This window comes from Arthrobacter humicola (assembly GCF_039531445.1).
GTDB lineage: Bacteria > Actinomycetota > Actinomycetes > Actinomycetales > Micrococcaceae > Arthrobacter > Arthrobacter humicola.
In genome coordinates this window covers 102349-115477 of record NZ_BAAAQB010000030.1, presented here as the reverse complement: position 1 = coordinate 115477, position 13129 = coordinate 102349, and the positions used below count along the sequence as shown (strand labels likewise).

At 67.9% G+C, this 13129-nt stretch carries 9 protein-coding genes and 1 pseudogene; 5 read left to right on the top strand and 5 right to left on the bottom strand.

The features are described from left to right. Positions 1-29: 29 nt before the first annotated feature. The 3 genes from ABD243_RS11325 to ABD243_RS11315 are packed head-to-tail and all read left to right on the top strand — an operon-like array spanning position 30 to position 2931. A complete protein-coding gene (locus tag ABD243_RS11325) occupies positions 30-938 on the top strand; it encodes an SDR family NAD(P)-dependent oxidoreductase (RefSeq protein WP_344365535.1) in 909 nt (302 codons plus the stop codon). Further along, entirely contained in the window at positions 935-2143 is a 1209-nt protein-coding gene (locus ABD243_RS11320; protein ID WP_344365533.1) for an aminotransferase class I/II-fold pyridoxal phosphate-dependent enzyme, read from the top strand. The genes ABD243_RS11325 and ABD243_RS11320 overlap by 4 nt, the downstream gene beginning before the upstream one ends. Before the next feature lie 2 nt (positions 2144-2145). Next, positions 2146-2931 (top strand): spermidine synthase, encoded by a 786-nt coding sequence (locus tag ABD243_RS11315; protein ID WP_344365531.1) that lies wholly within the window; start codon positions 2146-2148, stop codon positions 2929-2931. On the opposite strand, the pseudogene rsmD reads toward ABD243_RS11315, so the two are convergent. The 5 genes and pseudogenes from rsmD to ABD243_RS11290 all read right to left on the bottom strand — a co-directional run. Further along, positions 2928-3518, bottom strand: a pseudogene (gene rsmD / locus ABD243_RS11310) (16S rRNA (guanine(966)-N(2))-methyltransferase RsmD); the annotation flags it as partial. The gene ABD243_RS11315 and the pseudogene rsmD overlap by 4 nt on opposite strands. A gap of 30 nt (positions 3519-3548) precedes the next feature. Further along, a complete protein-coding gene (locus ABD243_RS11305; RefSeq protein ID WP_344365529.1) occupies positions 3549-5801 on the bottom strand; it encodes an ATP-dependent DNA helicase RecG in 2253 nt (750 codons plus the stop codon). Next, the gene (locus ABD243_RS11300) at positions 5791-6807 is read right to left on the bottom strand and encodes a DAK2 domain-containing protein (RefSeq protein ID WP_344365599.1); all 1017 of its coding nucleotides are present in this window, start codon (positions 6805-6807) and stop codon (positions 5791-5793) included. Before ABD243_RS11300 ends, ABD243_RS11305 begins: the two co-directional genes overlap by 11 nt. 22 nt (positions 6808-6829) lie before the next feature. Then, the gene (gene thiL / locus ABD243_RS11295) at positions 6830-7900 is read right to left on the bottom strand and encodes a thiamine-phosphate kinase (protein WP_425547184.1); all 1071 of its coding nucleotides are present in this window, start codon (positions 7898-7900) and stop codon (positions 6830-6832) included. A 119-nt stretch (positions 7901-8019) separates the two neighbouring features. After that, complete coding sequence (locus ABD243_RS11290) at positions 8020-10629, bottom strand: zinc metalloprotease (protein WP_344365527.1); 2610 nt, start codon at positions 10627-10629, stop codon at positions 8020-8022. 210 nt (positions 10630-10839) lie between these two features. On the opposite strand from ABD243_RS11290, the gene ABD243_RS11285 reads away from it, so the two are divergent. Further along, a complete protein-coding gene (locus tag ABD243_RS11285) occupies positions 10840-11427 on the top strand; it encodes a YdcF family protein (protein WP_344365525.1) in 588 nt (195 codons plus the stop codon). Between the two features lie 492 nt (positions 11428-11919). After that, positions 11920-13062 carry a non-hydrolyzing UDP-N-acetylglucosamine 2-epimerase gene (gene wecB / locus ABD243_RS11280; protein WP_344365523.1) on the top strand — a complete coding sequence of 381 codons (1143 nt, stop codon included), beginning with the start codon at positions 11920-11922 and terminating at the stop codon, positions 13060-13062. Positions 13063-13129 lie beyond the last annotated feature (67 nt).

Here is a 13129-nt window from a genome sequence, read left to right as displayed (position 1 = left end):
CGCGCCGCGGGCCGGGATAGCATGGCTGAATGTCAGCATCGAAGAACCGCTTCGCCCTGCCTTTCACCATGCAGCCTGCTGCCGCGCAGCCTTTCACCATGGATGGCGGCGTGGCCCTGGTCACCGGCGCCGCCATGGGCATGGGCCGGCTGTACGCCCTCCGCGCCGCCCGGGAAGGCGCCGCGGTGGTGATCCTGTGGGACATCGACGCCGACGCCCTGGCCAGCACCGCCGCCGAAGTCACCGCCCTGGGCGCCCGCGCCGTCCCCCGGACAGTGAATCTGGCGGACCCCGCCGCGATCGCCGGGGCCGCCCGGGAGGCCCGGGCCGAAGGGCCGCTGGCGCTTCTGGTGAACAACGCCGGGATCGTCCGCGGCGCGTACTTCTGGGACCACACCCCGGACCGTGACATCGCCCTGACCATGGACATCAACGCCCTGGCACCCATGTATGTCACCCTCGAATTCCTGCCGGACATGATGGCCGACGCCGGCCGGCCCCGCCGGATCCTCAACGTCGCCTCCGCCGCCGGCACGGTGTCCAATCCGCGGATGAGCGTCTATGCCGCGTCCAAATGGGCCGTCATCGGCTGGAGCGATTCGCTCCGGCTCGAGCTGGAGCAGCAGGGCTACCGCCACCTGGCCGTCACCACGTTTTGCCCCAGCTACATCTCCACCGGCATGTTCGAAGGGGCCCGCGGTCCCCTGCTGACGCCGCTCATGACACCGGAGGATGCCGTGGACCGGGCCTGGCGGGCCACCGTCGCCGGGCAGCCGCAGCTGATCGCCCCCGGGATGGCCAAACTGGGCAAGGTGCTCAAGGGCATCCTGCCGGTGCGGGCCTGGGACTTCGTGGGCGGGAAGGTCTTCGGGATCTACTCCACCATGGACAAGTTCACCGGCCGCGCCGTCCCCGACACGAAGGCGGGCCCCCGATGACCGCGCCGCTCCCCCTTCCGTGGCAGCGCGCCGCGACGGGCGCCAACCTGCTCTCCCCGGACGGTTCGCTGGGCGTGACGATCTTCGAGGAGATGACCACCCTGGCGCTCAGCACGGGTGCCATCAACCTCGGCCAGGGCTTCCCGGACGAGGACGGCCCCGTGGAGATCAAGGAGGCCGCCCAGGCCGCCATCGCCGCCGGCGCCAACCAGTACGCGCCCGGCAAGGGCATCCTGCCGCTGCGGGAGGCGATCGCCGTCCACCAGCAGCGGTTCTACGGGCTCGCTCCGGACCCCGAGACGGAGATCATCGTTACCACCGGCGCCACCGAGGCCATCGCCGCCTCGCTGCTCGCCCTGGTGGGCCCCGGCGATGAGGTGCTGACGTTCGAGCCGTTCTACGACTCCTACGGCGCCATCATCGGGCTCGCCGGCGCCACCCATGTCACGGCCCCGCTCCTGGCCCCGGACTTCATGCCGGACCCCGCCGCGCTGGAGGCCGCGTTCAGCGCGCGCACCAAGGTGGTGCTGATCAATAATCCGCACAACCCCACCGGTGCCGTGTTCCCCCGCGAGGTGCTTCAGCGCGTCGTCGAACTCGCCGAGAAGCACGACGCCGTCATCATCACCGACGAGGTCTACGAGCACCTCACCTTCGGCGCCCGGCACATCCCTGTCGCCACGCTGCCCGGAGCGGCCGAACGCACTCTGACCATTTCCTCCGCCGGCAAGACCTTCTCCTTTACCGGCTGGAAGATCGGCTGGCTCTCCGGGCCGGAGCATCTGGTGGCCGCCGCCCGGACCGTCAAGCAGTTCCTGAGCTACAGCTCCGGCACGCCCTTCCAGACGGCCATCGCGGTGGGGCTGGGCCTTCCGGACGAGTTCTACACCGGCATCGCAGACACCCTCCGGTACAAGCGCGACATCCTCAGCGAGGGACTCCGCGCGGCCGGCCTTGACGTCCTGACGCCGCAGGGGACGTACTTCGTGAACGTGGACACCTCTCCGCTGGGCATCACCGATTCCGTGGAGCTGGCCCGCAGGCTCCCGGCCCTCGTGGGTGTCGCCGCGATCCCGGTGCCGGTCTTTTGCCACGCCGACGGCGCCGAGCGCACCCGCAGCCTGCTGCGCTTCGCGTTCTGCAAGCAACTGCACGTGCTGGAGGAAGCGGCCGAGCGGCTGGCGACCCTGCGCGACAGGCTGTGAGGATGACCGAGCAGCAGCCCGGCGCCTCACGGTTCCTGCGGACCACGGGACAGCACGCCGAGATCGAATCGGATCCTTTTACCGACGGCGGCTTCGTGCTGAGCATCGGCGGCGCGGAGCAGTCCCACGTCAACCTGGCCGATCCCGGGGACATCTTCTACGAATACCTGCGTAGGATCGGGCACGTGGTGGACCTCGCCGCTCCGTGGGGCGAGCCGATCACGGCGCTGCACCTGGGTGCGGGCGCCCTGACGCTGGCCCGCTACATCCAGGCCACCCGCCCAGGCTCGGTCCAGTACGCCGTGGAACTGGAGCGGGAGTTGCTGGACTTCGTGCTGGCGCAGCTACCCCTGCCGGAGGGAACGCAGCTGCACACGGTGATCGGCGATGCCCGCGAGGCCCTCGCCGGGCTTCCGGCGGAGCTGCGCTTCGACGTCGTGATCCTGGACATCTTCTCCGGGCCGGAAGCACCGGAACATATCGCGTGCACCGAGTTCTATGAGGAGGCTGCAGCACGGCTGACGCCGCGCGGCGTCCTGATTGTCAACGTGGGCGACGAACCCGGGCTGACCCTGGTCCGCAGCCAGGTCGCGGCCCTGCGCCGTGCCATGTCGGACGTCGCGGCCTTCGCGGAGGCCGGGATGTTCACCGGCCGGTACCCCGGCAACATCATCCTGACCGGGACGCAGGGCCCGTGGCCGGAGGTCTGGACGGCGGCCCTCACGGCCCGCGGTCCGCATCCGGCCAAGGTCCTCGCCGGCGTCGAACTGGACGTCCTGTCCGATTAGTCCCCAGCCGCGACGCCGGGTTCGGCGAACCACAGGCGGGTTTCCCCGTACTTCTTCTCGGCAAATCGTTCCACGCCGTCGGGCCACTCCGGTTCGGGGCTCCTGGAGGAGCGTTCCACCACGACGACGGCCCCCTCGCCCAGGTGCGGCACCAGCTTGGCCAGCACGGCGGCGAGGGCCGGCTCATCCAGCGGGTACGGCGGGTCCAGGAACACCAGGTCCCAGAGCACGGCGTCGGCGGTCCGTTCCAGGAACGATTCGACCTTGGACCGGTGGACGAAGACCACCTTGCGGTGTGCCACGGTGTTGACCAGGTCCGCGTTCTTCTGGCAGACGGCGCTGGCCTTGGCGTCGAATTCGACCAGGTCCACAGAGTCGGCGCCACGGCTGCCGCTCTCCACGCCGAGTGAGCCGGAGCCCGCGTAGAGATCCAGCACCCGGGCACCGGCAATGACGTTGAAGGCGTCCAGCCGGGAAAACAGCGCTTCCTTGACGCGGTCCGTCGTGGGACGCGTCATGTTCCCGGGGACGCTGGTCAGGGGGCTGCCGCCGGCCGCGCCGGCGATGATGCGGCTCATGCGCGATCCCCCGTGGACCTGTTTGCCTGGCTCGTGGTGCTAGCCGCGTTCAAGGAACGCCTCCTTCTCGGGGTTCAAGTATTCGTCGATGGCCGCGGCGAGCAAGGGCTGGCCCGCCAGCGTGGGATCGGCGGCCACGATCCGCTGGGCGTCCTGCCGGGCCCGGGCAATCACGTCCTCGTGTTCGAGCACGCGCAACAGTTTCAGTGTGGAGCGCCCGCCGGACTGCGAGGCGCCCAGGATGTCGCCCTCCCGGCGCAGTTTGAGGTCCTCCTGGGAGAGCTCAAAGCCGTCCGTGGTGGCCGCCACGGCGTCCAGCCGGCGGCGGCTCGGATGACCCGGCTCCAGGGTGGTGACCAGCAGGCAGGTCCCGGGCAGGCCGCCGCGGCCCACCCGGCCCCGCAACTGGTGGAGCTGGGAGATGCCAAAACGGTCCGCGTCCAGGATCACCATGAGCGTGGCGTTGTGCACGTCCACGCCGACCTCGATCACGGTGGTGGAAACCAGCAGCTTGGTCCGGTTGGCTGTGAAGGAGGCCATGGTCTCGGACTTCAGGGCGGGGTCCTGCCGGCCGTGCAGTGGCGCGACCGGCACCCCGGCCAGGGCCGGCTCGTCCCGGAGGTGTTCCACGACGCCGGTGACGGAGGCGAGCTCCCGCGCGCCGTTCTCGCCTTCCAGGTCCGCGGCGGACGGTTCGGCCTCGCCCGGGGTGAAGTCGCCGTCGTCGTCCTCGCCGATCTTGGGGCACACCACGTAGACCTGGTGGCCGGCGTCGATCTCCTCCCGCGAGCGGGACCAGATGCGGCCGGCCCAGGCCGGGTGCTCGGCGAGCCCCACCACGTGGGTGGAGATCGGCGCGCGGCCCGCGGGGAGTTCGTCCAGGACCGAGGTTTCGAGGTCCCCGAATACGGTCATGGCCACGGTCCGGGGAATCGGAGTGGCGGTCATGACCAGCAGGTGCGGGGGTTTGCTCGCCTTGGCCCGGAGGGCGTCGCGCTGCTCGACGCCGAAACGGTGCTGTTCGTCCACCACGATCAGTCCGAGGTCGTAGAAGGACACGGTCTCGCTGAGCAGGGCGTGGGTGCCTATCACGATTCCGGCTGTCCCGGAGGCCGCGTCGAGCATGGCCTGCTTCCGCGCCGCGGTGGGCATGGAGCCGGTGAGGAGCGTGACCTGGACGGCGTCCGGACCGAACCCGCCGAGCATCCCGTCCCGGGAGAGCGGTCCGAGCGTGCGCCGGATGGATTCGTAGTGCTGGGCGGCAAGGACTTCCGTGGGGGCCAGCAGGGCCGCCTGACCCCCGGCGTCCACCACCTGCAGCATGGCGCGCAGGGCCACGATGGTCTTGCCCGAACCCACCTCGCCCTGGAGCAGCCGGTTCATCGGCGAGTCCTGCGCGAGCTCCTCGGAGAGCGTCTTGCCGACGGCGGCCTGCCCGGCGGTCAGCGTGAACGGCAGCTGGCGGTCGAAAGCCGGCAGCAGCCCGTCCGGTGCCGGGCGCCGGGCCGTCGCTTCCTCGGCGGCCAGCTGGGCCCGGCGGCGGGCCAGGGCCGACTGGAGGACCAGGGCTTCCTGGTAGCGGAAGCGGTCCCGGGCGCGCTGCCAGTCGGCCGGGGTTTGCGGTGTGTGGATCAGCCGGTAGGCGTCCGCGACCGGCAGGAATTTCTCCCGCGCCGCGATCTCCGCGGGCAGCGGGTCGCCGAGGGCCTCGAGCTCGAGGGTGTCCAGCAGGGTCGAGATGACCTTCTGGATGGACCAGCTCGTGAGTTTCGCCGTGGCCGGGTACACCGGGATCGGCATGGCCGCGAGCTTCTCCGGGTCCAGGCCCGGGGTGTCGGGGTCCTCGTCGAGCAGCAGGAAATCGGGGTTGGTCAGGCCCAGGGAGCCGCCGTAGCGCGTGACCTTGCCGGAAAACATGGCGCGCCGGCCCGGTTGGAGCTCGGCCTTGGCCCGGAACCCGTTGAAGAAGCTGACCTTGAGCGTGCCCGGCAGTCCGCCGCCGGCCCGTCCGGAACCGGCGGTCCCGGCGTCGTCGGAAATCACGACGTCGGTGAGTGAACCGCGCCGGGCGCGCATGGCCCGGGTGCTGTTGGAGATCACCCGGGCGATCAGGGTCACTTCCTCATCCAGCGGGACCTCGCTGATGGGTGTCAGCTCGCCGCGGCTGAGATAGCGGCGCGGGAAGTAGTTCAGGAGCCCGCCGACGGTGGTGATGCCGAGGTGCTTTTCGATGACAGCCGCGGAGCGCTTACCGATCCGGCGTTCCAGGCCCAGTTCAAGTTCAGCGTGCATATCCGTCGGGGTTTCGGGTTTCAGCGGCCAGGACCGGGGCCACGGCGGCAGCGGTGACGGCGGCCTCCGTCTCCGGGTCGCGCGGCAGGGCGAGCTCGCTCACGGAGATGTCCGTGGGCTCGCCCAGGGATCGGATCAGCGCAACGGCAGGTTCGGCATCCAGGACGTGGACGTGGACGCGCCAGCGGTAGTGCCCGGCAGCATCCACGGCGCCGCCCACCTGGCTCATGATCACGGAGTCGCCCATTTCGTCGAGCCGCTGCCGCATCATGGCGGCGTCCAGCGGGGACAGGGAGATGGTGCACATGAGTTCGACGCCGTCGTCGCGGGGCATGCCGACGTGGATGTGCGGATCCTGGACGTCGTAGCCGTGCAGGCCGTCCAGCAGTTCGCTCTGAAGCTCCTCGCCCAGCACGGCGGAGCGGAGGCAGTCCAGGATCAGGAGCATGCCCACGCCGCCGGCGTCCACCACATGGGCGGCGTGCAGGGCAGCGAGCTGGTCCTCCGTGTGCACCACGGCGGCCAGGGCTGCCTCGACGGCGGCGTCCAGGGCCAGGCCGAGGGTCTGGTTGCTGTCATCGCCGTCGTGCGCGGAGTCCACGGCGGCCACGGCGCGGGCAGCGGCTTCCATCACGGAGAGCATGGTGCCGGGCACGGGATCACTCAGCGCGGACCAGGCCCGGAGCTGGGCCCGGTTCAGGGCCGCAGCCAGCAGCGGCGAGCTGATCCGGGTGTGTCCGGCCAACGGTTCGGCGGCGGCACAGAGGAACACGGCAAACAGTGTTCCCGAGTTGCCGCGGGCCTGTTCCATGGCCGCCTGGCCGGCCTGCGCCAGGACGGCGCCGACGTCGGGCTGGGCGGGGTCAGCGGCACGGGCCGCAGCCCGGGCGGTCAGGTAGAGGTTGGTGCCGGTGTCGCCGTCGGCCACGGGAAAGATGTTGATGGCGTTCAGGCGGTCGCTGTGGTTTCCGAGCGTTGTCTCCGCCTTGCTCAACCACCGCTTCATCGCTTGCGCGTTGGCGGCAATTTTAGTCTGCAAAGTGATCCCATCCCACAGCGTCAGCGGGCCTGCCCGCGATCTTTACTCCCGTGCTTTCAGTTGGTGCAGGGGTCTCTACCGAGCCTATCGCAGTGAAACCGGCAGGGAGCTGAACCCCCGCGGGGAATGTGGCCAACAGCCCGTGGTCTTCGCCCCCGCCCAGGACCCAAGGCATCGGGTCTGCCCCCAGCAGCTCCGAGGCCGGCAGCAGCGGAACAGCGAGTTCCTTCAGTGCGGCGGCGTCCAGGTTCAGCACGGCATGGCTGGCCGCGGCCATGCGGTTGCCGTCGCGGACCAGGCCGTCCGAAATGTCCATCATGGCCGACGCGCCGGCGTCACGGGCCGCAGGGCCCGCGGCGAGCGGCGGCAGCGGCCGGCACTGGGTGTCCATGAGGGCTCGCTGTGCGGCCGTCAGCTCCACGACGCTGATCTCCGATTCCAGCAGCGCCAGACCGGCGGCGGCGCGGCCCACCGTTCCGGCCAGGGCCACCGTGTCCCCCGGCCGGGCCCCGGAGCGCAGGACCGGCTCCTTGCCGTCCAGGGTGCCCACGATCGCCACGCTGACCGCCAGTTCGCGGCCGCGGCCCAGGTCCCCGCCAGCCACCGTGCAGCCGCGAGCGCCCAGCTCCCGGATGCCGGCGGTGAGGCCGTCCGCGAAATCTTCCACCCAGGACACCGGGGTTTCCGGCGGCATGGTCAGGCTCACCACAAGGGACGTGGACCGGGCACCCATGGCGTTGATGTCGCTGAGGTTTTGCGCGGCGGCCTTCCAGCCGACGTCGTACCCGCTGGTCCGGTAGCCGTTGTTCCATTGCAGCCGGAAGTCCTGGTCAGCCACCTGGGTGTCGATGCTCAGGATCGTCCGCCCGTCCGGCGCCGCGACAATCGCGGCGTCATCCCCCGGCCCGAGCAGCAAGGACGTGGGCGCCTCCGGCCCGCCGGCGGGCTCCGGAACAATGAGCCGCGGGAAGATGCGCTCCAGCAGCTGCGACTCCGAGAGCCCGGCGACGGTCAGGCCGGCGTCGGCCGGCAAGGGTTCGGGCGCGGGAAGGTCGGACACGGAAGTTACAGGCACGGGTGATTCGGGCGCGGGAGTTTCAGGCACAGCCCTACGCTACCGCGACGGGCTGACACCGCCGAACGGCGGCGCCGGTCCGTACAGTCGCTGCCCCGCGCCTGCTAGAAGGTCGTCTTGAGGCAACCAAACTGGGTATTGCCCGTCGACATCCCCGCTACGCCCAGCCCCCACGCGCACACGGTGTACGTGCCGCGTTTGGTGACCGGCATGACAACCCGGTAACCGTGGTTGCCGGAGACCTGGAACACCGAGTTCACGTCTGCCCTGTACTGGTTGGCCACGTAGGCCGTTCCCTTGGTGGTGCCGTCTGGGGACGTGACGTACAGGTGGACGGGAATGCTCGCCTGCGTCATGCCCGGGTCCATGCCCCAGCCGCTCGCCACCAGTGCGGATCCCGTTCCGCCAAGCTGGACCTTGAGGGACTCCAAGTATCCGATGGGTGCGGGAGTGGCTGCGACACGCACCGTCGAGCAGCCCAGGAAGCTGTTACCCAGCGGGAAGACGCTGACGGCCAGACCGTAGGCACAGATCTTGTAGTCGCCTGGCGCCTTGACCGGCAGCGCCACCTTATAACCGTGGTTTCCGGTGGTACCCATAACCTGGTTGACGTCCGCTCGGGCCTGGTTGGCGGTGTAGGCGGACCCGGTGGTCACTCCGCCTGGGTCGGTGACGTAGAGGTGGACCGGGATGGAGGCCGCCGGAGTTCCGGGATCCAGGGTCCACCCGGTCGCAGTGATCGTCGCGGTTGTCGCGTCCGTCTTGGCAACTGTGCTCTCCAAGTAGCCGGCCGGCGCCGGTGTTGCCCGTGGCGTCAGGTATTTGCAGCCCAGCAGGCTGTTGCCTTGGCTGAACGGGCTGACAGCCAAGCCGTAGGCGCACACCTTGTACTCACCGCTCAGCGTCACCGGGATGTCTGTGGTGAAACCGTGGCTTCCAGTCACGCCCATCACCAGGTTGACGTCTGAGCGGCTCTTATTGGCGGTGATGGCCTGGGACGTCGTCTTCCCCGCCGGATCCGTCACGTAGAGGTGGACGGGAATGGACGCGGCAGGCGTCCCGGGATCATAGCTCCAGCCGGCGGCGCGCAGCACCGTGATCCCGCTGGCCTTGGTGAGCGTCAGGGACTCGAGATAGCCGGCCGTGGGTGCTGTCGCGGCAAGGGTCAGTGACTGGCAGCCCAGGTCCGCGTTCTCAGAACTGCCCACGGCGGTCACGCAGACCTTGTATACCCCGGCAGCGGTGAGATTGAAGGACCGGGTGAACCCGTGGTTGCCGGTGACCTGCATGACCTTGTTGACGTCGGCGCGGGCCTGGTTGGCTGCCACGGCGTAGCCCGTTGCGGCACCGCCGGGCGGGGTCACGAAGATCTGGACCGTGGACGATGCTGAAGGCTGAGCGGCGTCGTACGCCCAGCCGGCGATGTCGAGGCTGGCCTTGGCGCCGGAGCGGTTGATGGCCAAGGACTCGACGTAGCCCACGGCGGGCGCTCCGGGCGGTCGGATGGTCACGGTGGCAGCGGTGTCGCTGACGGAATCGATGCTCACCTTGGTGCCCGCGTGGGTGCTAAAGGTCTGTCCGGCCTGCCAGGCCTGGGTGTTGCTGTAGTAGCCGTTAAAGGCGGTCGCACGGGTATCGGGCGGCAGCAGGATCGAGGAGTTGCCGCCACCCTGCTGGGTGATTTTCACACCGCGGTTTCCGTTTTGCGCGACGACGGCGTCGTACCCCACCGGGGCCCGGAGTTCCAGGAAATAGACTTCGCCGGATTTAGGGTCCGTGAACTTTGCCGCCCGGTTGGCACCGGTTCCGGCCCACGGTGTGAGGGTCACCGTCCGTGGGGTAGACACTGTGCCAAGGTTGGCGATCTCGTTGCCGTTGCCGAACCGGCCCATTTCCCAGAAGCTGGCGCTGATCTCCGGCATGATGTCCCAGTGCGAGATGCCCATCAGGTCCAGGTTGTCGCCGTAGGGCTTGATGCTGCAGGAGGGATCCGCAAACCCGGCGAACGGCCCGGCTGCCACGTCCATGGCGCCGCTGCCGCACAGCAGGCTGTTGGCGTGGTCCATGCCCAGGGCATGCCCGAATTCGTGTGTCAGCACCGGAGTGGAGAGCCGGCTGTTCTGCGGCATGAGGATGCGGCCACCAATGTTGCCGTTGCTGTAGGTCATGCCCGCGGCGCCATTGGTGAGATAGGAACCGGGGATGAAGATCACCAGTGCCGTGTAGGAGCTCTGCGTCCAGCCCAGCTCCTGGGAGACGGTGTCCACGATCTGCGACGGCGACTGGGTGGATGTCGCCGCTGACTTATGAAGCAGGCGTGAGGAGCTCAGTGCAATGTCCACGCGGCCCGCCGTGGCGGCGGCCCAATAGCGGTTGGCGGCGCTGAGGGAGGCTTTCGCGGCGGCCATCGGCACCGCGGCGTCCGTTTCGGCTGCAGTCTTGTCGGCCAGCTGCACGGTCACGAGGGTGGTTTTCATGGTGCCCGCGAGCGGCGCGCTCACGTAGGTGTATTCGGACTTCGCGCGGCCCGCGGGGGGCTCCGGGCGCACAAAGTCGTCCACTCCCGGCGCCGGGCTGGGGTCCGCGACTGCGGCGACGGCAGTTGGAGCTGCCGCGTCAATCTGCGTGGCGACCGCGGCTACAGCCGCCTGGGGCAACGCTGCTGCCAGCATCACGGCGGCAATCACTGTGGCCGCTATGTTCAGTTTTCGCAAGATTGCTCGCTTAGGTGTGAGACCGCAGGTGGAGACCTTGTGGTGGGAGCGACGTAAGGTGCCTATAGCATAAACGCCAATTCACGCCTGTCACTCCACTAGCTTTGATCCCAAAAATCACAACTGCATCACGCATTTTTCTTTGCAAGTTTTTGCGCAGTAGTGGCGCACCATTTCGCCACCTGAAAACCGCGTGCCAAACTCTTAGCCGTGCCTCCTTCCGTCGCCGCGGTGAATACCGCCACCCGCAGGGTGCTTGCCTTCGCCGTCGGAAGCCTCCTACTGTTGCTGATCATTGCCGTCCAGATGTTCGTCAACGTGGATCCGCTCAGCGTTCACCGGACGGACGCGGTCATCATGCTGGGCGGCGCAGCCTCCGAGCGCCTTCCCGTGGCCCGCCAGTTCCAGGCCGAATTCCACATCCCGGTCCTGGTGATCTCGCACACGGACACCTTGGGCAACCGGGCGGCGGACGAGGCGTGCAATGCAGCCGCCTTCCCCAACCCGGACGTCGTCTGCTTCAGGCCGCCGGACCTGGACACGCGGGGCGAGGCCCGTGCCATCTCCCGGCTGATAGAGGCCAACGGCTGGAAGTCCGTCACCGTGGTGACGTCCAGTTATCACGTCACCCGCGCCGGTCGCCTGATCGAACAATGCACGACGGCGGACATCCAGATGGTTGCCTCACACCCGGATCTGGATTTCATCCACTGGATCCGGCGGTTTGTCATCGAAACGGGAGGCCTGATCGATGCCACCTTCTGGCCGGAATGCGCCAATCAGCGGGCGGAAATGTAACAATTGAACCTCATCAGGTCCAAGCCGTGCGCCTGATGGACGGTTTATTGAGGCGAGGAGGACGATACGTTGGAGAACCCTGTCGAGGGCACTCCCCCGCTAGTCGCCACGCCGCGGCACTTGCGCCGCCGGGCTTTCCATACGGAAATCCCAGACACCTTGCTGGTCCCGGGCGCGGAACCCCTGCCGCTGGCGACCGAACCCGCGGCGGCTCCCACGCGGCCGACGGAGGGCTCGGCACCTGAGAGTGTCAGAAGCGGCAGTCCAGCCGCCGTCCGCCAGAAGCCTAAGTCGGCAGAAGTATCACGGCAACGAAAACGCATCGTGGCGCTCGTCATCGCGATTCTGGTCGCGCTCAGCATACCTGCCCTGGTCTTGGCACTGATCTTCGCCCGTTGATGGTCCCCGGCTGTAGTCCGAGTTCACGGCCCGGCAACACAGTCGCGTAAGATTCAGTGGCAAACCAACTCACGATTCCTTGGGGGACTTTCGATGCCCAGCATCATGCCGATTTTCGGGACCCGGCCGGAGGCCATCAAGATGGCACCTATCGTTGCTGCCCTGCAACAATCTGATCATTTCGATTGTGTCGTGACGGTGACCGGGCAGCATCGCGAAATGCTCGACCAGGTCAACGAACTCTTCGGCATCGTGCCGGACCACGACCTCAACATTCTCCAGCAACGCCAGTCCCTGTCCGCGATCATGACCCGTACCATTGACGGTCTCGACAGGCTCTTCGCCGAGAACAAGCCGGACGCAGTGATTGTCCAGGGCGACACGACTACTTCCACGGCCGGAGCGATCGCTGCGTTTTACCACGGCATTCCGGTGGTGCACGTTGAGGCGGGGCTGCGCAGTGGAGACCTTTTTTCGCCGTTCCCGGAAGAGGCAAACCGCAAGATCACCAGCCAGATCGCCAGTCTGCACCTGGCGCCGACTGGGACGAGCAAGGCTAACCTGCTGGCCGAGGGAGTGAATACGGACAATATCGTCGTTACCGGCAACACCGTCATCGATGCTCTGCTCACCACCGTGGACAAGCAGATCGCTTTCACCGATCCGCAGCTTGAGGACCTCGCTGCCAGCGGCCGGAGGATCCTTTTGGTGACGACCCACCGCCGCGAGAACCAGGGTGATGCCATGCGAGGCGTGGGAAGGGCACTGGCCCGGATCGCGGCTTCTGATCCGGAACTGGTTATCGTTTTGCCCGCCCACAAGAATCCCGTGGTACGTGAAGCCGTCCTGCCGGCACTCGAGGGCCTGTCCAACGTCATGGTGACCGAACCCTTGGCCTACGGCGAATTTACGCGGATGCTCTCCCTGGCCCACGTCGTCTTGACGGATTCAGGCGGCGTCCAGGAAGAGGCTCCGAGCCTTGGCAAGCCCGTTCTGGTCATGCGGGATAACACGGAGCGCCCGGAAGCCCTCGAAGCTGGAACGGTTGCGCTAATCGGCACCGACGAGGAACGAATCGTCAGCGAGGTCTCACGCCTCCTGCAGGATCAAGACCATTACGATTCCATGGCCAATGCGGTAAACCCTTACGGCGACGGGAAAGCGGCCGAACGAACCATCGCAGCCTTGGAGCACATGCTTAATCTCGGCGACCGAATTGCCGAATTCGGCTTGTGACGGAACGGCTAATCGCTGGGCCGGTGACGGAATTTCGTGTATCAAAGCGCAGTAGAAGACTGGAGAA